This window comes from Paenibacillus sp. P22 (assembly GCF_000469945.2).
Lineage (GTDB): Bacteria > Bacillota > Bacilli > Paenibacillales > Paenibacillaceae > Paenibacillus_O > Paenibacillus_O humicus.
This window is the reverse complement of the sequence record NZ_CBRA020000032.1, coordinates 43,719-63,793: the sequence shown is the minus strand read 5'-3', so window position 1 is coordinate 63,793 and position 20,075 is coordinate 43,719. Positions and strand designations below refer to the sequence as shown.

The 20,075-nt window shown below is 58.2% G+C and carries 13 protein-coding genes and 2 pseudogenes; 6 read left to right on the top strand and 9 right to left on the bottom strand.

What is annotated here, in order from left to right:
* Positions 1–197 (top strand): hypothetical protein (locus BN871_RS28905; RefSeq protein WP_232312874.1); only part of this gene is annotated, 197 nt, incomplete at its 5' end.
* Between the two features lie 384 nt (positions 198–581).
* Here the strand turns inward: BN871_RS28905 and BN871_RS07035 are convergent.
* The gene (locus BN871_RS07035) at positions 582–1,451 is read right to left on the bottom strand and encodes an AraC family transcriptional regulator (RefSeq protein ID WP_048745143.1); all 870 of its coding nucleotides are present in this window, start codon (positions 1,449–1,451) and stop codon (positions 582–584) included.
* A gap of 161 nt (positions 1,452–1,612) precedes the next feature.
* On the opposite strand from BN871_RS07035, the pseudogene BN871_RS07030 reads away from it, so the two are divergent.
* Both BN871_RS07030 and BN871_RS07025 read left to right on the top strand, forming a co-directional pair.
* Positions 1,613–2,670 (top strand): annotated as a pseudogene (locus BN871_RS07030) (Gfo/Idh/MocA family protein).
* Positions 2,667–3,524, top strand: a pseudogene (locus tag BN871_RS07025) (sugar phosphate isomerase/epimerase family protein). Before BN871_RS07030 ends, BN871_RS07025 begins: the two co-directional pseudogenes overlap by 4 nt.
* 143 nt (positions 3,525–3,667) lie before the next feature.
* Here BN871_RS07025 and BN871_RS07020 read toward each other — a convergent pair.
* Positions 3,668–5,332 (bottom strand): ATP-binding protein, encoded by a 1,665-nt coding sequence (locus BN871_RS07020; protein ID WP_021878245.1) that lies wholly within the window; start codon positions 5,330–5,332, stop codon positions 3,668–3,670.
* Positions 5,333–5,544: 212 nt separating this feature from the next.
* On the opposite strand from BN871_RS07020, the gene BN871_RS07015 reads away from it, so the two are divergent.
* Positions 5,545–5,895 (top strand): hypothetical protein, encoded by a 351-nt coding sequence (locus BN871_RS07015; RefSeq protein ID WP_021878246.1) that lies wholly within the window; start codon positions 5,545–5,547, stop codon positions 5,893–5,895.
* A gap of 73 nt (positions 5,896–5,968) precedes the next feature.
* Here the strand turns inward: BN871_RS07015 and BN871_RS07010 are convergent, their stop codons facing one another.
* Positions 5,969–7,162 carry an AI-2E family transporter gene (locus BN871_RS07010; protein ID WP_021878247.1) on the bottom strand — a complete coding sequence of 398 codons (1,194 nt, stop codon included), beginning with the start codon at positions 7,160–7,162 and terminating at the stop codon, positions 5,969–5,971.
* Positions 7,163–7,501: 339 nt separating this feature from the next.
* Here BN871_RS07010 and acnA point away from each other — a divergent pair, with 339 nt between their 5' ends.
* Positions 7,502–10,216, top strand: coding sequence for an aconitate hydratase AcnA (gene acnA / locus BN871_RS07005; RefSeq protein ID WP_021878248.1), 2,715 nt, complete (start codon positions 7,502–7,504; stop codon positions 10,214–10,216).
* A gap of 1,082 nt (positions 10,217–11,298) precedes the next feature.
* On the opposite strand, the gene BN871_RS07000 is transcribed toward acnA, so the two are convergent.
* From BN871_RS07000 to BN871_RS06975, 6 genes are all read right to left on the bottom strand, one after another.
* Positions 11,299–12,615 carry an extracellular solute-binding protein gene (locus BN871_RS07000; protein ID WP_373864557.1) on the bottom strand — a complete coding sequence of 439 codons (1,317 nt, stop codon included), beginning with the start codon at positions 12,613–12,615 and terminating at the stop codon, positions 11,299–11,301.
* 55 nt (positions 12,616–12,670) lie between these two features.
* Complete coding sequence (locus tag BN871_RS06995; RefSeq protein WP_048745141.1) at positions 12,671–13,525, bottom strand: carbohydrate ABC transporter permease; 855 nt, start codon at positions 13,523–13,525, stop codon at positions 12,671–12,673.
* 3 nt (positions 13,526–13,528) lie between these two features.
* A complete protein-coding gene (locus BN871_RS06990) occupies positions 13,529–14,497 on the bottom strand; it encodes a carbohydrate ABC transporter permease (protein WP_048745140.1) in 969 nt (322 codons plus the stop codon).
* 63 nt (positions 14,498–14,560) lie between these two features.
* Positions 14,561–15,958 (bottom strand): ABC transporter substrate-binding protein, encoded by a 1,398-nt coding sequence (locus BN871_RS06985; protein ID WP_048745139.1) that lies wholly within the window; start codon positions 15,956–15,958, stop codon positions 14,561–14,563.
* 108 nt (positions 15,959–16,066) lie between these two features.
* A complete protein-coding gene (locus BN871_RS06980; protein WP_021878254.1) occupies positions 16,067–16,855 on the bottom strand; it encodes a response regulator in 789 nt (262 codons plus the stop codon).
* Positions 16,852–18,654 (bottom strand): histidine kinase, encoded by a 1,803-nt coding sequence (locus tag BN871_RS06975; protein WP_332310202.1) that lies wholly within the window; start codon positions 18,652–18,654, stop codon positions 16,852–16,854. The genes BN871_RS06980 and BN871_RS06975 overlap by 4 nt, the downstream gene beginning before the upstream one ends.
* Before the next feature lie 199 nt (positions 18,655–18,853).
* On the opposite strand from BN871_RS06975, the gene BN871_RS06970 reads away from it, so the two are divergent.
* A complete protein-coding gene (locus tag BN871_RS06970; RefSeq protein WP_048745138.1) occupies positions 18,854–19,828 on the top strand; it encodes a glycoside hydrolase family 43 protein in 975 nt (324 codons plus the stop codon).
* The last annotated feature ends 247 nt before the right edge of the window (positions 19,829–20,075 follow it).

Here is a 20,075-nt window from a genome sequence, read left to right as displayed (position 1 = left end):
GCCTCGGCGCTCCAGCGGCGAATAAGACGATTTTTTCGTCTTATTCCCCTTGCCTCGGCGCTCCAGCGGCGAATAAGACGATTTTTTCGTCTTATTCTCCTTGCTTCGGCTCTCCAGCGGCGAATAAGACGATTTTTTCGTCTTATTCCCCTTGCCTCGGCGCTCCAGCGGCGAATAAGACGATTTTTTCGTCTTAATCTCCTTGCCTCGGCTCTCCAGCAGCGAATAAGACGATTTTTTCGTCTTATTCCCTTTGCTTCGGCTCTCCAGCGGCGAGTTAGACGGTTTTCTCGTCTTATTCCTCTTGCCTCGGCGATCCACCCACTAAAGCAGGGGCCGTCATGAAAGCTTTATAAGCAGCAAGACAATTCCAGCGCTTGCATGGGGATTTGTCAGGGCTGGTTCCGCTGGCAATAACAATGTTGCTGCTCCATCCAACAAATTTCCCCAGCCCCATCCGCGGAAGACGGTTCCTGCCGCAGCATCCGTCCTGTTTCTTGGGAGAAATCGACCCTTGTTTCCCCTGTCTCATTTTTGCAGCTGGGCAAGATGTTCTTTGTCCGTTCCGTCCGGACGCGCCGCTACCGCTGCACCCGGACCTCAGACGGCGCCAGCCCCCGGTAGCGGCGGAACGTGCGGCTGAAATAACTCAGGTCGTTGTAGCCCGCAGCCATCGCGATCTCGGCGATCGTCTTCTCCGTATTGCGGAGCAGATCCTCGGATTTGTTGATGCGGATCCGGTTGACGTAGTCGGTGACGGTGCGCCCCGTCAGCTGGCGGAACAGCCGGCTGAAGTGGAACCGGCTGAGCGAAGCGAGCCCCGCCAGCGAATCCACCGTCAGCTCCTCCGTGTAATGCGTCTCGATATGATGGAAGATCGGCCGGAACCGCTCCAGGTTGCGCAGCCGCGCGCGCGACTCCGGCTCGGTCAGCCTGACCTCGACATAGCCCCGCAGCAGCAGCGTCAGCAGCCGGTACAGCAGCGATTTCACCGACAGCTCGAAGCCCGGCTGGCGCCAGGCGAACTCGCCCTCCAGCTGCTCCATGCAGGCGTTCAGCTGCCCGTCTCCGCGAATGACGTTGCGGAACAGGATGCGGTTCTGAACGATCGGCGTGATGTATTTGGTTTCGGCCGCGTCTGGAGACAGGCTTTGCAGCAAGCCCAGATCGGCGATAAGGCAGTCGTATTCGATCTCGTCCGACAGCAGGATGCCCATATGGATATCGTTGCTGTTCACCGCGATCAGATCGCCGGGTCCGGCTTCGTAGGAAGTGTAGTTGCATTCCACGATTGCATGCCCCGAACGGATGTAGAGAAGCTCCATATGATTGTGCCAATGAGCCTCGAACAGAATCCGGCCGCGTCCCGCAAAGCGCGAGGTGCACAGCTTGACCGGGAAGTTCGGGTCGGGCATGCTCATTTCCTCCAGTAGCGAAAGGGGGCGTTCCATCGGCCGGTCCTCCTTCTAGGGCTGGTTTCCGCCGGCTGCCGGGGCAGCCGCGAACCGCACAATTGTACTAATAGAGCGCATGATCACCCATGCCGAATGAAGATGGCGCCGCTATACTTTCACTATATAAGGTTACCAAGCCAATGGGGAGTGAAGCAAGCATGAGTATCCGAATCGGCGTCATCGGAACGGGATCCATCTCCGAGTTCCACCTGCAGTCTTATGCGGCCAACAAAAACAGCGAGATCTACGCCATCTGCGACATGAATCGGGAGAGAGCCCAGACCGTCGCGGACAAATACGGCGCCACCAAAGTATACGCCGATTACCGCGAGCTGCTCGCGGATCCGGACGTGGAGGCGGTCAGCATCTGCACGTGGAACAACACCCATGCGGAGATCAGCATCGCCGCGCTGGACGCCGGCAAGCATGTCCTCGTGGAGAAGCCGCTCTGCCGTACCGTCGAAGAGGCTTATCGGATTCAGGATGCGGTGAAGCGCTCCGGCAAGCAGCTGATGGTCGGCTTCGTCCGCCGCTACGATCCCAACGCCCTGATGCTCCATTCGTTCGTGGAGAACGGCGAGTTCGGCGACCTGTACTTCGCCAAAGCTTCGTACATCCGCCGCATGGGCAATCCCGGCGGCTGGTTCTCCGACAAGTCCCGCTCCGGCGGCGGACCTGTCATCGATATCGGCGTGCATGTCATCGACCTGTGCTGGTATCTGATGGGCCGTCCCAAGGTGAAGTCGGTCAGCGCCAACGAATACAAGCATCTGGCAACCGCGCCAACATCAAGCATCTGTCCCGTTATCAGGCCGCGGACTACAACGCCGAGCTCAACGATGTCGAGGATATGGCCAACGCGCTGATTCGATTCGAGAACGGAGCCTCCCTGCTCGTCGACGTCAGCTTCTCCTTGCATACGGTCAAGGATGAAGGCATCGTCAAGCTGTTCGGCACGAAGGGCGGCTTCGAGATCGATCCCGAGGTCGTCATGGTCACCGAGAAAAACGACATCATCCTCAATACCTATCCGCAGACGGACAGCAAGGGCATGCAGATGAACCGCGCCTTCCAGAGCGAGATCGACCATTTCGTCGATTGCGCGGCGAACGGCAAGCAGCCGATCAGTCCGGTCGAGGACGGCGTCGAGATCATGAAAATACTGGGCGCGATCTATGAATCGGCTGCCCAAGGACGCGAGGTGACGTTCCCATGAAGCTCGGACTCAGCACCTACAGCCTTTACCAGGCGCTCAGAGCGGGTGAGATGACCGTTCTCGACGTCATCGACTTCACCGCGGAGCATGGCGGCGAGCATGTGGAGATCGTTCCTCTCGGCTATGAGCTTACCGGCAACCCCGAGCTTGTCGGCCAGATCGTGGAGCGGGCGGCGCAGCGCGGAATCGCTGTTTCCAACTATGCCGTCGGGGCTAATTTCCAGGGCCTGTCGGAGGAGAACTATCGTGCCGAGATCCAGCGGATCAAGGAGCAGGTAGACATCGCCGCAGCGCTCGGCGCCCGCTTCATGCGGCATGACGTGGCCAGCGACACCGATCTGTCGATCGGCAACTTCAACCGTTCCCTGGATAAGCTTGCTGCGGCCTGCCGCGAAATCGCCGATTATGCCGCAGGCTTCGGCATTACGACGAGCGTCGAGAACCACGGCTACTTCATCCAGCACAGCGACCGCGTCCAGGCTCTCGTCGAAGCGGTTGACCGTCCCAACTTCCGGACGACGCTCGATGTGGGCAACTTCATGTGCGCCGACGAGAACTCGGTCGCGGCCGTGAAGGCCAATCTTCCTATCGCTTCCGTCGTCCACTTCAAGGACTTCTACCTGCGTCCTTCCTACCGCAATCCGGGCGAGGGCTAGTTCCGCACGGCCGGCGGCAGCTACCTGCGCGGCGCGGTAATCGGCAATGGGGACATCGACATGCCGGAGGTCGTCCGCATCGTCAAGTCTTCCGGCTATGACGGATACGTATCCGTCGAGTTCGAGGGCCTCGAGGATTGCCGCCTCGGCGCCAGAGCCGGGCTGGCCAACCTGCGCCGCCTGTGGGAAGAAGCCTGAGCTGAAAACAACCAAAGAAGGCGGACCCGATCTCTGGTCCGCCCGATAAGACGAAAAAAGCGCCCGGAAAACGGGCGCTTTTTCGTATTGGTTCAAAACGGGGCTGCCGCCCGCGAAGCAATCGCAGCCACGCTCTTCTCGTCTCATGAACGCGCCGCTTGGAGCGAGGCAATCGCATTGAGCAGATGAAGCTGCCGCACCGGCTTGGCGACGGCCGAGCTGAACAGCTGCCGCACCTCATCGGGCAACGGCTTGCCGAGCGGCGCCAGCAGCACGAGAGGCAGCTCGGGCTGCTGGCCGCGCAGCCTTTCCGCCAGCTCCGCTGCCGCCATCGATCCCGGCATGTCGTCGATCAGAGCCAGATCGAACTTCTGCCCAATTTCAAAACAGGCCAGCGCTTCTTCGGCCGTCCGGACGGCCTTGACCGACATGTCCCAGCGCTCGGCCAATCTCGACAGCGACTCCAGCGTTCCTGCATGATCGTCGACTATGAGCAAGGACTTGCCCCGCAGCATGGCGCTGCCGTAAGAGCTCGAAGGCATGGACTGCTTGGTCAGGTCAAGCGTGAATCCGACCTCGGTGCCTTGCCCCAGCACGCTGCGCGCCTCAATGCTGCCTCCGAGCAGCTCGGCCAGATTCTTGCTGATGGCCAGCCCGAGCCCCGTGCCCTTGTAATCCCGATCCGGGCGGGATTCATGGACCTGGGCATATTTGCCGAACATCTCCTTGATTCTGGACTCTTCGATGCCGATGCCGCTGTCCTTGACGGAGATGGCCACGAACAGGCTGTCCCCGGTTGTTCCCGGAGCCGTCTGCACCGACACGGCAATCTCGCCCCTGTCCGTGAACTTGATCGCGTTGCTGAGCAGATTGGCCAGCATCTGCTTGATCTTGCCTGAATCGCCGTAAAATACAGGCAAATCCGGAGGCAGGTCGATGATCAGCTCAAGCCCTCTGGAGGAGGCTTTGGATGCGTACAAATACACGGTTTCCTCGATGAGCGAGACCAGATCGAACGGCTGCTCCTCCAGGCTCATCTTGCCGGCCTCCAGCTTGCTGTAATCCAGAATGTTGTCCAGCAGCGTCGTCAGCGTGCGGTTGCCGGCTTCGATCAGCTTGAGATAGCCGACCTGCTCCTCCGACAAGGCCGTGTTCTGAATCAGCTCCGTCATGCCGGCGATCCCGCTCACGGAGTTGCGGATTTCATGGCTCAGCATGGCCAGCAGGTCCGAGCTCCAGTTCAGCTTGCCTCGCGTAAGATCGTTCTCCTGCTTCAGCCATCTGGACAACGATTCGGCGTATTGCTTCTCGCGCAGCAGCGACTTCTGGAGCTTGCTCTGATCCCGGACTTTGTTCTCCATTTCCACGATGTAGGACAAAAATACAGCCATGGCGCTGATCGCCTTGATATCCGCCTCGCTGAATACATGCCCCGGCTTGTGCAGGCCGCAGACGGTTCCGTAGGAGCGGCCGCTCGCCAGCACGATCGGGACGCCGATGAAGGATCGGTTGCCCATAACGGCCGTAACCTCCATATGTCTGGCGAGGCCATCGTTCGTCGTATGAGGGATATAAAGAAGTCCTGTGCTGTTCTTCACGACAAGGCTGCAGTAGCTCTCCTCGAACGGGAGCCTCGTTCCTTCGCCGACGAGGATTTCGCTGCGGTTGAACGCCTTGATGATCTCGTTGACCTTGCCGTCGTTGGTGGCGATGAAAATGGAATCCAGCATGAGAAGCCTGCTGAGCACATCAATGATATAAGTCGAAGCTTCTTCTATATTGGCAAAGAATTTCTGGGGGATAGTCATGGTTCACCCGATTTCTTTTAGCTTGCCTCTCTATTCTACAGGAAGGTTCATGCGCTGAACAGGCGTTCGCCTTTAAATGAAGCCGGTACAGGGCTTCTCGTTTCTTGCCCGACTGCGTTTCGAATCCTATCCTTCCCAAAACCTTCGGCCTATGCTATGATATGAAAGCGTTATCAAACGCCACTTTCTTACCAAGCAAGGGGGATAACGGAATGATTAACGTGCCATCAAACGACCGCAATGTGTACGAGGACTTTGATGTAGAGACGGACATTCTGTATTACAGGCTCGGCTCCTTCGGACTTGTAAGCTTCCACGGCAGCAACTACAATATTAAAAAGAAAATGTCTGCCGACCAGATCAACCGGTTGTGCCGGAACGGACTGTTCTATCCGGTCGCTTCGGGATGTTACGTGAATACAGCCAAGATCAGCGGAATCGAAGAGGGAGCCGTCTACTTCGGCAGCACCGGCCCCGAAGCGAAGCGCGTGTCCCTCTCCCGCTGGAAGGCCTATCAGCTGCGCAGCCATCTGTCGCAGGTGCGCAGCAACCCTGCCCAGTAATCAGCCGATTCCATGGCAGGCCAATGAAAAAGCCTCTGCTTGCGCAGAGGCTTTTTTTTCATGGAACCGCCAGCTAGTCCTCGTCGCGCTTTACGCCGAGAATCTTGTATTCCGGCTCGGGGCCGTACAGCTTGGAACGGACCATGAACCACTGGAACAGATGAGTGACGAATACCTTGAGCACCGCATAGCCGGGCACGGCGAGAATGATCCCGAGGAAACCGAACAGCTTGCCCGAGGTAAGGATGACGAAGATGATTGTAATCGGGTGGATGCTCAGCGTCTTGCCCATGACCTGCGGCGAGATGAACTTGCCTTCGATCAGCTGCACGCAAGTCCATACGACGACCATCTTCAGCAGCATGATCGGAGAGGTGAAGGCGGCTACGACGAGCGCCGGCGTGATGGCGATGGCAGGCCCGATATAGGGAACGACGGCCGTGCAAGCAGCTACGATGGCGAGCACAAGCGCGTAGTCCAGTCCGATGATCAAATATCCGATGAACAGCAGCGCTCCGATGCATAGGCTCACGATGATCTGGCCGCGGATATAGGAGCTGATCTGATGATTGGACTCCGTCAGTACGCGGCGTGTCTCTCCCCGCATCGTCGTAGGCAGCATGGCCGTGAAGAAGATCGGCAGCTTCTTGCCGTCCTTGAGCATGTAGAACAGGATGAACGGCAGCGTGACGATCGCCAGGACGAATTCCGTCACCGTGCCGAGAAAGCCGCCGATGTTGGCCAGCGTGCTCTGGAGGATTTTGCCGGCTCTGCTCGACAGCTCCTGCGCGATCTTTTGCGGATCGTAATTGAGGTTCGTCTGAAGCTGGGTCACGAGATCGCTTCCGAGATAATAAGTCGTCTTGTCTTGGACATACTTCGTATAGACGGGAATATTGTCCACGAGACTCGTCAATTGCTCCCGGATGATCGGAACGACGATCGTAATGAGCAGCGTCAGCAGGCCGATGATGATGACGTACAGCGCCGCGATGACCCATCCGCGCTTCATGCCCTGCTTCTCCATCCAATCGACGAGCGGATTGAGGAGGTAATAAGCGACTCCAGCGAGAAGCATCGGCAGCAGCACCGTCTTCGCCAGCACGAGCAGCGGAACAAAGATGAACGTAATATGCGCGAATACAAGGATGTTGATCCCGACAAGCAGCAGAACCAGCAGGAACAGCACGAATTTGTTGTTGATGAAGAACTTCTTGAACCGGTCCAGTCTGGCTTCCGACTGGCGGTCTTCCTGCGTCAGGTCCACTTAAAGTCCCTCCCGAGAGTCAGCCAATTATTGCCTTCCTCCAAATGATAATCTTCCCCGCCGCCGACTGCAAATACTAAGGCGGCCCCACCAAGGTTCATACGCAGCAAAAGCCTTTTGGATTCCGCTTTCTTCCCTTTACGTTCTTTTCTTTTCCGTCTATAATGGGAATATAGCGGTTTTGAAATGAAGTTTCACGGAATGAAACCTCGACTCGGTTGCTGCCAAGCGCCGTTTTTTTGACGCGTTTCATTCCGGAAACCCAGCTGTGGCAACACCTTTCCCGCAGCCGTCCTTTTCGTTTCCTAATTGCAAATTGCCTGAGGGGAGCAAAGCTAGATGCCATTGCAAAATCAGTACTCGGTCCGTTCTACGCTTGAAGTCGGCGGTAAGTCCTACACTTACTACAGCCTTCAAGGTCTGGAAGAGAAGGGACACGGAGCCATCTCCAAGCTTCCGGTCTCCATCAAGGTCCTGCTCGAAGGCGCCGTGCGCCAGTTCGACGGACGCGGCATCACTGCCGATCACGTGAAACAGCTCATGAGCTGGGCCGAGAAGCGCGAAGACAAGGAAATCCCGTTCATTCCGTCCCGTATCGTCCTGCAGGATCTCACCGGCGTGCCGGTTGTCGTCGATCTTGCGGCCATGCGCGAGACGGTCAAGAAAGCCGGCGGAGATCCGAAGAAGATCAACCCGCTCGTGCCGGTCGACCTCGTCATCGACCACTCCGTCATGGTTGACGCCTTCGGCTCGCCTGACGCTCTGGAAATCAACCAGAAAATCGAATTCGAGCGCAACGCCGAGCGCTACAAGTTCTTCCGCTGGGCGCAAACCGCGTTCGACAACTTCCGCGCGGTACCGCCGGATACGGGCATCGTCCACCAGGTCAACCTGGAATATCTCGCTTCCGTAGCCACGACGAAGGTGATTGACGGCGAAACGGTCGTCTTCCCGGACTCCCTCGTCGGCACGGACTCCCACACGACGATGATCAACGGCCTCGGCATCGTAGGCTGGGGCGTCGGCGGCATCGAGGCCGAAGCCGGCATGCTCGGCCAGCCGCTCTACTTCGTCGCTCCCGAGGTCATCGGCTTCAAGCTGACCGGCATGCTGGCGGAAGGCGCTACGGCGACCGACCTTGCCCTGACGGTTACCGAGATTCTCCGCAAGCGCGGCGTTGTCGGCAAGTTCGTGGAATTCTTCGGCGACGGCCTCTCCAACATCAGCCTGCCTGACCGCGCGACGGTCGCCAACATGGCTCCGGAATACGGCGCCACGGTCGGCTTCTTCCCGGTCGACGCCATCACGCTGAATTTCCTGCGCCAGACGGGCCGCACGGAAGAGCAGATCGAGCTGGTCGAGGCTTACTACAAGGCTCAAGGCATGTTCCGCACGGACGACACGCCGGATCCGACGTTCACCGACGTCATCGAGCTCGACCTGTCCACGATCGTTCCTTCCCTGGCCGGTCCGAAGCGTCCTCAGGACCGCATCGAGCTGACCGCCATGAAGGAAGCTTGGAGCAACACGGTCCGCACGCCGGTCGACAAAGGCGGCTACGGCCTGTCCGACGCCAAGATCGAAGAAGTCGTCGAAGTGAAGCACAAAAACGGAAAAGTGAGCCAAATGGGCACCGGCGCCGTCGTGCTGGCAGCCATCACGAGCTGCACGAACACGTCCAACCCTAGCGTTATGCTGGGCGCCGGCCTCGTGGCCAAGAAAGCCGTTGAAAAAGGCCTCGTGAAGCCGGAATACGTGAAGAGCTCCCTGACTCCGGGATCCCTTGTCGTAACCGACTACCTCACGAAGTCCGGCCTGCTGCCTTACCTCGAGAAGCTCGGCTTCTACGTGGCGGGCTACGGCTGCGCGACCTGCATCGGCAACTCCGGCCCGCTGCCGGACGAGATCAGCCAAGCGATCGCCGACAACGACATGACGGTCGCTGCCGTCCTGTCCGGCAACCGGAACTTCGAGGGCCGCATCCATGCCCAGATCAAAGCCAACTACCTGGCGTCTCCGCCGCTCGTAGTCGCTTACGCACTGGCCGGCACGGTCGACATCGACTTCGCGAACGATCCGATCGGCCACGACCAGCAGGGCGAGCCTGTATACCTGCGCGACATCTGGCCTTCCTCCGAGGAGATCGCGAACGCGGCAAGCTCCGCGATTACGCCTCAGATGTTCCGCGACAAGTACGACAATGTCTACACGCACAACGAGCGCTGGAACCAGATTCCGGTTCCGCAGGGCGAGCTGTACGAGTGGGATGAGAACTCCACGTACATCGCCAACCCGCCGTTCTTCGACAGCCTGGCGGACGGCATCCGCGATGTCGAGGACATCAAGCATGCCAAGACGCTCCTGCTGCTGGGCGATTCCGTCACGACGGACCATATCTCCCCTGCAGGCAGCATCCGCGCCGACTATCCGGGCGGCAAGTACCTCATCGAGCACGGCGTCGAGAAGAAGGACTTCAACTCCTACGGATCCCGCCGCGGCCATCACGAGGTCATGGTTCGCGGAACGTTCGCCAACATCCGCATCCGCAACCAGGTCGCTCCGGGCACCGAGGGCAGCTACACGACTTACCTGCCGACGGATGAAGTGACGTCCGTCTACGAAGGTTCGATGAAATATCAAGCCGACAAGACGAACCTCATCGTCATCGGCGGCAAAGAGTACGGCACCGGCAGCTCCCGCGACTGGGCAGCCAAAGGCACGTTCCTGCTCGGCGTCAAAGCCGTCATCACCGAGAGCTTCGAGCGGATCCACCGCGCGAACCTGGTCGGCATGGGCGTTCTGCCGCTCTGCTTCCAGGAAGGCCAAGGCTGGAAAACGCTCGGCATCACGGGACGCGAGACCTTCGACATTGAAGGCCTGAGCAACGACGTGAAGCCTGGCGACAAAGTGACCGTCGTCGCTACGCGGGAAGACGGCAGCACCTTCCAATTCCAGGTTACCGTCCGTCTGGACTCCCTGGTCGAGGTCGACTACTACCGCAACGGCGGCATTCTGCAGACCGTTCTGCGCCAGATGCTGAGCGAGCAGAAGTAAGCTTTCGAATGACTAAATAAGATTGAAGCAACAAAACAGGAGAAACCGAGCCCTGCTCGGTTTTCTCCTGTTTTTTTTACCTGCCCATACAGCCTTCTCAAGCAAATTGCAGACAAAACAAACTGCCCGACCACCAGGCTTACATGTTCAAGCCTAGAAGCAGGAACAGTGGAAATGACCGTTGGTTTAAAAAAGAATTACAACAAAGGAATAGGCAGATAATGAACTGCTTTTCCTTGAGTTATTTTGTCAATCACTCATTTAGGTTCGGTCGTCGTTTCTTCAATATCTGTAAAATAGTGTAAATGTAGTGCTGAAGTACTATTCCTTTTTATTGGCTAAAAATATACATTTTTTTAAACAGATTAATCTTGCAAAAGAATCAACAAATGATACCGGCGAGGCAAGAGACATAGCTACCGAACAACTAGTCTCAGCAATCTCTTCAAATCCACTCCAGCGGGCTGGTGAGTCATTTATTTTTTAAAAGGAGTTAATATTAACAAGATGAAGAAACTATCCTGCTTTGTCCTATCCTTAATATGCACTTTCATATTGACATTGATCTTTACCCTTATATTTCGTTATAGCAATGCTGAAGGTGACCATATCATAATTTTTTCTCTACTGGTTACTATCTCCATTCAAATTTCGTTTGTAATCACATTACTGATTAGCCGAAAATGAAAACTTTCATCATTTGGGTTGGATTAAGAAAAACTGCTGGCATTCATGCCAACACAGCAAAAAGGGACGAAACTGGAGCTTTATCGGTTTCGTCCCTTTTTATGGCCGCTTTTCTAGGCAGATTATGGGCAGTGCGGAGCCATCCGGCATCAGCCAACATCATTCCAAGCCCTTTTCCCTCTATGAAAAGCAAAGAGGCCTCCCTTCGTGGAGGCCTCTGAAAAAGAAGCAAAGGATGCGGAATCATTCTGGAGAAACGAACGTGCTCGCCTTTGTCCCCGAAATTCAACCGCTAGTGGCGGTAAATCAGAGAATTTGGGGAACAACAGCGATCGGAAAAATGATCCGCATGCGCAGCGACACCTTTTTCAGCGGCCTTCCCTTCGGGCAGCCTCTTATTTCCCCGTTTTGAAGGCCGCATCATGAGCCTTGGCGAAGTCGGCCGGAGTGATCTCGCCCCCGAACAGCGCCTGGATCTGGTTCAGGTGGACCTCGGCGGCGGCGCCCGCCATCTGCACGTCGGCGAACAGCGTAATGCTCGTCGCCTTGTTCACTTCCTTGAGCAGGTCGACGTACAGCTGCGGCAGCTCGATCTTGGACGTGTCCACCTTGGTGGCCGGGATGACGCCGGCGCCGTTGACCGACTCCTCGCCCCATCGCTTCACGAAGTACTTTACGAACTTCTTCGCTTCTTCCCGGACCGGGGAGTTCTCGGCGACGAACAGGCCGACGCCCGGACCGCCTACCCAGCCGTCGATATTGCCCTTGCCGCCGGCTATCGTCGGAAATTTGAAAAAGCCCATGCTGTCGCGGAAGTCCTGCGGGATGTTGGCGCTCGTCGTGTAGTTCGGGAGCTCCCAGGTGCCCATCAGATACATGGCCGCCTCGCTGTTCATATATTCCGCTTTCACTTCGTCGTTCGACAGGCCGTTGAAGCCTTTGTTGAAGGCATTCATGGCGACCAGATCCTGCACGCGCCTGGCCGCCTCGACCAGGCCGGGCTCGGTGAAGGAGGAGGCGCCCTTGATGGCGCTCGCCAGCTTCTCCGTTCCGGCGATGCGGTCCGCCAGGTACATGTACCAGAGAGAGCCCGTCCAGCGGTCCTTGTTGCCCAGCGCGATCGGCACGACGCCATGGTCCGCGAGCGTCTTCACGATCTTCAGAAACTCGTCGTAGGTGGCGGGAGGCTGCAGGCCGTATTTCTCGAAGATGCGCTTGTTGTAATAGACGGGAGCGATATTGAATTCCAGCGGCAGCGCGTACGTTTTGCCGCCTGCCATATAGGCTTCCGTCGTGCCCGGAATGAACGAGTCCTGCAGCTCGCCGTGCAGCAGATCGTCAAGAGGCGTGAACAGCCCGCCTTGGACGAAATCCTGCAAATAACCGGCCGCCCAGGTGAGGCCGACATCCGGCAGCTCGTTGACGGCGGAGAGCACCCTGATCTTGGCCTTGTACCGCTCATTGTCCAGCACTTCCTGCTTGATCGTGACGCCGGGATTCTCCGCCTCATACTCGGCGACGATCTTGTTCACGATCTGGTGCTGGCCCGATGCGCCGCCCTCCGGCCACAGATGCATCATATTGATCGTCACCGTCTGGCCGGCTTCCCCGCCAGTCCCTTCGGAATCGCCGCCCGAGCCTTTTACGCATCCGGACATCATGAGAGCCAGGGCGGCTGCAAGAGCCGCGACCGCTCGGATTTTTTTGCCCACGTTCATAGCCTCCACCAACCCGCTCGCAGGATGAGCTCCGGACGGAATGAGCGCCTTACTCCTTCACTCCGCCAAGCGCTACGCCCGCGATAATATATCTCGACAGCAGGAAGTATATCACAAACAGCGGCAGCACGGTCAGAGACAGCCCCATGTAGATCGAGCCGAATTCCGTCTTGTAGATATCCCCCTTGAGCAGGCTGACCATGATCGGCAAGGTGTACTTGCTCTTGTCCGTGAGGAGGATGAGCGGCATGAACAGGTTGTTCCAGCTCGCCACGAAGGCGAAGATCGCCTGAGTGGCGATCGCCGGAACCATGATCGGCAGGACGATGCGGTTGAAGGTGTAGAACTCGCCCGCGCCGTCGATCCGCGATGCCTCCACCATCTCGATGGACAGCGTCGCGAGCAGATACTGCCGCATGAAGAACACGATCGCCGGCGCTGCGATGGACGGCAGGATGAGCGGCAGGAAGCTGTTGGTCCAGTGCAGCTGGTACATCATCTTGTAGAAGCCGATCGCGCTCGCCTGGGCCGGAATCATCATGACGAGCATGATGAAGGTGAAGAACGCCTGGCGCATCCTCCAGTTGTAGGCGACCAGGGCATAAGCGGTCAGCGACGAGAAGTAGACCGCGCAGATCGTCGAGAAGCCCGAGATGATCAGCGAGTTGAAAAAGCCCTTGAGCGGATCGAAGCTCTTGCTGAGCAGCACGTCCAGATTGGTCTTCATGTGGACCGAAGGCAGCAGGGAAAGGCCGCTTTGGATTTCCGCCGTGGAGCGGGTGGCGTTGACGAACATGATCCAGAAGGGCAGGATGCTCAGCAGCGACAGGATGATGCAGACGACATAAACGATTGTTTTGTTGATGCGAAGGGAGACTCCCGCGCTTTTTTGAAGGTTGGCCACGCCTTACATCCCCCTTGCCGCCGCTTCAGCAGCTTTATTCCGATTTTTAGCCGCTTTTTTGGCTTTAGCCGCATCGCGGTCGCGCATGAGGTAGAACAGCAGGGCCGACAGCACGGCCGCAATGATGAACATGATCATGCTGGCGGCAGCGGCGCGGTTGTACATGTAGCTGCCCTTGAACGCCTGACCGTAGATGAACACGGAGGTCGTCAGCGTCGCGTCGTCCGGCCCGCCGTACAGGAACAGCTGCGGAATGTCGAACAGCTGCAGGCCGCCGATCATCGATGTGATCAGCGTATAGAGCATGATCGTCCGCAGGCTCGGCAGCGTCACGCGGAAAAAGATCTGCCATCCGTTCGCCCCGTCGATGGAGGCGGCCTCGAACAGCGCGGGGTTGATGCCCATGACGCCTGCGATGAGGATGATCATCGTGTTGCCGTACCACATCCAGAACTGGATGAACGCGACGATTCCCTGCGCCGTCGTCTTGTCCTGCAGGTAATTGACGGGAGCGTCGATCCAGCCGAGCGACTCCAGCAGGCTGTTGATCGGTCCCATCGGATACGAGAACAGCGAGTTGAACAGGACGGCGATCGTGCTCGCCGTAATGATGTTCGGCATGTAGAGCAGCACTTTGAATATGCCCTGCCCCCGCACCTTCGTGCGCTGGCTCGTGAACCAGGCGGTGAGCAGCAGCGCCAGCAGCATCTGGGGAATGAAGTTGAGAATCCAGATGAGGGCTGTGTTGGAAAGCGACTTGCGGAAGGAGACGTTGTCGAAGAGAAGATACCTGAAGTTCTCGAACGGCTGGTCCAGGAAATGGACCGGCTTCGGGATGACTCCCTTCATATCCGTAAACCCGATGACCGCGGTATACAGAACGGGATAGAACGAGAATACCAGGAACGCAAGCAGGAATGGCAGGCTGAACAGATAGCCGAATTTTGAATAGCTGACGCCCTTGCGGCGCATGGCTCTCACCCCATATCGATCAAATTCAGATAAGGGGCGGGATGACCCGCCCCTTTGGCGCTGTTACTCGCTTTCGATTCCGAGCTGATCCTGGACCTTCTGCTTGAAGTCCTTGATCGTCTGCTCCCGGCTCTTCTTGCCTTCGGAATATTCGCGCACCTGATCGCGCCAGATGAGGTTGATCGATTCGTCGTATTGGGTGAGGTTTTTGCCTGTCGCGTTGGCGTTGGCCGGAACGAAGACGTCGAACATGTTCTGTCCGCCCAGCAGGTCGACCTTGCCGTCCGATTTGGACATGACGACGGAGGAGGCTACGCTGTCCTTCGTGCCCTGCTCGCCTTCCTTCATCGTGCCGTTCGCCCAGTAGTACTGGAGGCCCGTCTCGGAGGAATCAAGCGTGACCCACTTGACGAAATCCGCCACGGCCGCTTTTTTGGCGTCGTCCTTGGCCGCTTCCTTGTTCGCGAGCAGCCAGGTGCCGCCCCAGAAGAAGCCTGTCGTCGGCTCCGTTACGGCCCAGTCGCCGCTGGTGTCCTTCACTTGGCCGTTCATGACGTAGTTGATGAGCCAGGCGGGGCCGAAGAAGCCGAAGATCGGCTGCTTGCCGGTGCCGGACATATCCGCATACCAGCCCTCGGTCCAGTCCTTCGTGTCGTTGGAATAGCCGTTGTCCTTCAGCTTCTTGGAGAAGTCGAGGAACTGCTCCCGCTTCGGATCGATATGCAGCTTGCCGTCTACGAGCCAGCCTTTGTCGGAGCTGTTTTCAATCGGATGCCAGATGTCGCCGTCGCCGGAGACGATGCCGTAGCCTTTGGCCTTCAGCTTCGCGGCCGCATCGAAGAACTTGTCCCAGCCGGGACCGATCTCGGTCTTGATCGCAGCGGGATCGTCGGTGCCGAATACGTCCTTGGCGAGCGAGCGGCGATAGATGAACGCCCCGCCGGTCGCTTGATAAGCGAGCGCCTTGAGCTGGCCGTCCTTGCTGCCGATGTCCACGGAATATTGGGCGATGCCGGCATCCTTCACCAGCTGGTCCTCCAGGCCCAGATCGGCATAGTTGGCCGCGTAGTCGGAAGCGTCGCCCTGCGTATACTTGAGGACGAAGGCGGACTCGGCCGCATAGATGTCCGGAGCGTCCTTGCCGCCGCCGGCGAGCGCCTGGTCGAGGGCCGGCTGGTAAGCTCCGTCCGTCGTCGCGATGACCGTCGTTTTGAAGTCGACGTTCGCATCGGGATGGGTTTCGAGGTATTTTTTCGTCATGTTCGGAATTTCATCCGTGAAGCTCCACAGATTGATTGTGACCTTCTCCGCAGGCTTGCCCGTCGCGGAGCCCGTATTGGAGCTGGTACCCGAGTTGCTCGCCCCTGCATTGTCGGCGGGCGAATTCGAGTTGCCGCCGCATGCTGCGAGAACAGATGACAACAGAACGATAGCCGTCGTGGCCGATAAAACGCGCTTCATGTGTGTTTCCTCCCCTTTTTGTGACGCACTGTTCTTGTAACCGCATACATAATTATAAAATTTGCCATGTAAGCGCAACAGTAACAGCGATTGGGAGAAATTCCACTTTTATCGGATCGATGAATCGGCGTCCAGTACCTGGCTCCGGTACTGCCTCGGGCTTGTCCCCTCGTTGTCCTTGAACACCTTGATGAAATATTTGGCCGTGCCGTAGCCGACCTTCTCGGCGATCTCGGAGATCGGCATCCGGGTCGAGACCAGCAGCTCCTTGGCCCGCTGCAGCCTTAGGCGCGTGAGATAGTCGCTGAAGGTGACGCCGGTCTGCTCCTTGAACAGCACGCTGAAATAACTCGCATTGAGATGCGTCAGCTCCGCGACCTGCTTCATGCTGATCGGCTCCTCCAGATGGGCGTCGATATAGCTGATGGCGTCCTTGATCGGCGTGCCGTAGCGCGCTTCGCCGCGGCCGACCTCCAGCAGCTTGGCGTCGACGAGCTTCTCCATCGCATCGATGCGGTCCCGGCCGTCGTCGAGCTCGAACGCTCTCTGCACGGTTTCCGCCAGGATATCCTTGTCCAGCGGCTTGAGAATGTAGTCGAAGGCCCCGAGCTGCAGCGCCTTCCGCGCATAGTCGAATTCGGCATAACCGGAAATGACGATGATGACGGGCAGAGGCCCGCGCCCCGCCAGCGTCTCCAGCATCTGCAGCCCGTCCACCTCCGGCATCCGCACATCCGTGATGATGATATGGGCTGTATTGAGTTTCAGCCATTCCAGCGCCTCGACTCCGCTCGCCGCCGTCTCGATCCGGTGCCGGCCCGCCGACCAGGCGGTGAGCGTCTTCTGGATGCCCAGCCGCGTGCGAGGCTCATCGTCCACAATCAACAACGTTTTCATCCGCGTTCGTCTCCTCCCGAAGGAATCGTGATCTCAAAGCTTACTGTCGTGCCTGAGCCGGCCTTGCTCTCGATATGCAGCCCGCCTCCGCGATCCGTGGAGCCGGGATAATGGAGCTTGAGTCGCCTTTGGACGTTGGACATGGCTACTCCAGCCCCTTTCTTGGAATCCTGGGGAGCGACGGTATCGAGGCTCTGCATGAGCCGGATCACCGTCTCGCCGTCCATCCCGATTCCGTCGTCGATGACGGCCACGGTCGCGAAGCCGGGCTCGGCGGAATGAATTCGGACTTTGACGGATCCTGGCACGATGCGGCTCTCCACGCCGTGCAAAATCGCATTTTCCACGAGCGGCTGCAGGATGAGCTTTGGAATCGGCACCTGAAGCAGCTCCTCCTCGACGTCGATGTCCCAGCTCAGCCGGTCGATGAGGCGCATTTTCATGATCTGCAAATAGCGCTGCGTGTGCTCCACCTCGTCGCGGACGGTCACCCACTCATCGTCGGCCGCCGCGCTGCCGATGACATAGCGGAACAATCCCGACATGGCGAGAATTGTCCGCGCCAGCTCGCTCTCCTCTTTTTCCTCCAGCGACCAATAAAACGCTTCCAGCGTGTTGAACAGGAAATGCGGATTGATCTGCGCCTGCAGCGCCTTGAGCTCGGTGCGGCTCTGGGTGAGCTCCTTCTCATAAACGACCTGGATCAGCTCGTTCATATGGTCGACCATCCGGTTGTACGTGTGGTTCAGCTCGTTGATCTCCATCGTCCGCAGGCGGTTGTCGCCGGCCGGAATCGGCTTGAGCCCCCCGAATCGGGCGCTGCGCATCGTTCTCATGAGCTGCTGGATAGGCCGCGTGATCATCGTCGACAGCAGCAGCGTCAGCAGCAGGAAGGCGAAAGCGGCGATTCCGATCGACACATAGATGGCCATTCGCAGCACCGAGATGCCCTCCGTCGCCGCCTCGACCGGCAGGAGCAGCACGAGCTTCCAGCCCGTGACGCCGGAATGCTGGCGGACGGCCAGCATCCGCTCCTGGCCGACCGTCACGGTGCTGCCGCTCTGGGCGATGACCGCAGACGCCGTCTCGTCATCCATATCCGACAGGATCGGATTGCCCTCGGCGTCGCTCAGCAGCATGGACTCCCTTCCTTTGGACGGATCTCCTCGGCTCTCCGATTGATCCATCTTGAAGTAATCCCGGTTGACATGAACGACCACGTAGCCGCCGGGCGAATAGGCATGATCGAGCAGGTTGATGCGGCGGACGGCGAGCACCGTGTCCGGCGATCGCGGATCGATTCCGATCCAGGCGAGGCGGCCCTTCTTTTCGTCCGCTGCCGCTAGCGCATCTCCGGAAATGCGGTTCAGGCTCGTATCGTCGAGCGGGAACAGCCGCTTGTTGCCGATGGTGTAGAGCTCCAGCGAGCTGATGCCGGAGGAATAGGCCATGTAATTGTTCGCGATCTGCAGCAGCGACTGGCGCTCGTTGAAATTGGAGCGGATCCCCTGCACCTCCCGGGAGAGCAGCTTCTGCACATAGGAATCCGCAGCGACCTGGGTCGTGAGCGAGTCGATCCCCTTCAGCAGCGCATCCAGCCGCCCGTTGGCCTGAATGGCGGTCTGCTGGATATGCTTTTCCGCGCTTTGCTTGAGAAGCACGGACACCTCTCCGTAAATAAACGCTCCTGCAAAGGTCAGCACGAGAATCATCGTCAGCGTAAAGCTGATGAAGATCTGATTTCGTAGCGTGTTGGTCTCCCGCAGGTGGCCCAGCAGCCGATTGCCCCACCCTCTCACTGGCAACAGTCCTCGCTTCCGTCATGCTAGAATGCTAGCATCAACGTAATGGATTCGGATAATCGTGTCAAATGGGTGTTGCTCCCCCGAAAACCAATTTTAACGGTATTTTTCACAAGCATCGGAGACTGCCGGAGACGGGGAAGGTTCTGCTAAAATTAGGGGAGAACTTGATTCCAACCATCGGGGATGACTGAAAATGAAAACGGTTAACTACAAGGAACCTATCGTAACCCACATCTTCACCGCCGACCCGTCGGCGCATGTATTCGAGGGCAAGCTGTACATCTATCCGTCTCATGATCTGGACCATGAGCAGGTGTCGAACGACAACGGCGACCAATACGACATGGAGGACTACCACGTCCTGTCGATGGAGGATGAGAGCTCTCCCTGCATCGACCACGGCGAGGTTCTTCATCTGCGGGACATTCCCTGGGCCAAGCAGCAGCTGTGGGCTCCGGACGCGGCCTGCAGGAACGGCCGCTACTACCTGTTCTTCCCGGCCCGGGATCATGATCATGTCTTCCGCATCGGCGTCGCGACCGGCGCCTCGCCGGCCGGCCCGTTCGAGCCGCAGCCGAGCTATATTCCCGGCAGCTTCAGCATCGACCCGGCCGTGTTCGTCGATGGCGACGAAGCCTACATGTACTTCGGGGGCTTGTGGGGCGGCCAGCTCGAGAAATGGCAGACCGGGGAATTCCTCGCCGATGCCGAAGGTCCGGCGCCGGACGCCCCGGCGCTAGGACCGCGCGTGGCCCGGCTCAGCGACGACATGCTGTCGTTCCAGGAGCCGCCGAGCGAGGTTTCCATCGTCGACATCGACGGCCGGCCGATCCTCGCGGGCGACGAGGACCGGCGGTATTTTGAAGGTCCATGGATGCACAAATACAACGGAAAGTATTACCTCTCCTATTCGACCGGCACGACGCACAAGCTCGTCTATGCCGTAGGCGACAATCCTTGCGGACCGTTCACGTTCCAGGGCACGATCCTTAACCCGGTTATCGGCTGGACGACCCACCACTCTATCGTGGAATTCCAGGGCAAATGGTATCTGTTCTATCACGACAGCTCCCTGTCCGGCGGCGCCGACAACAAGCGCTGCGTGAAGTTCGCCGAGCTCAAGTACAAGGAAGACGGCACGATCGAGACGATCGATCCGTACGAGTAAAGGCGGCGGGCCTGTCGGAGCAGCAGCGTCCTCGGACAGGAGCATGAACCGACAAAAGGCACCCGGTCCGGGTGCCTTTCCTGCTTTTTCGGCTGCCTTTAGTCGATCGGCAGCCGCGGGCTCATTCCCGTTCTCCTCGATAGAGAGAATACCGTTCATGGGCCCCATATCGACAGTCCAACAATCCGCTATCGAACGTTCTTGCGAGCCGCCCGGCCTCCAAGCGTCCTCCTCTATTCAAGGAGAT

Bases quoted from the DNA above. Each gene is read 5' to 3' on its own strand.
- BN871_RS06970 (WP_048745138.1), top strand. From the start codon at position 18,854: ATGAAAACGGTTAACTACAAGGAACCTATCGTAACCCACATCTTCACC.
- BN871_RS07020 (WP_021878245.1), bottom strand. From the start codon at position 5,332: ATGACTATCCCCCAGAAATTCTTTGCCAATATAGAAGAAGCTTCGACT.
- BN871_RS07035 (WP_048745143.1), bottom strand. From the start codon at position 1,451: ATGGAACGCCCCCTTTCGCTACTGGAGGAAATGAGCATGCCCGACCCG.
- BN871_RS06985 (WP_048745139.1), bottom strand. From the start codon at position 15,958: ATGAAGCGCGTTTTATCGGCCACGACGGCTATCGTTCTGTTGTCATCT.
- acnA (WP_021878248.1), top strand. From the start codon at position 7,502: ATGCCATTGCAAAATCAGTACTCGGTCCGTTCTACGCTTGAAGTCGGC.
- BN871_RS06990 (WP_048745140.1), bottom strand. From the start codon at position 14,497: ATGCGCCGCAAGGGCGTCAGCTATTCAAAATTCGGCTATCTGTTCAGC.
- BN871_RS07015 (WP_021878246.1), top strand. From the start codon at position 5,545: ATGATTAACGTGCCATCAAACGACCGCAATGTGTACGAGGACTTTGAT.
- BN871_RS06980 (WP_021878254.1), bottom strand. From the start codon at position 16,855: ATGAAAACGTTGTTGATTGTGGACGATGAGCCTCGCACGCGGCTGGGC.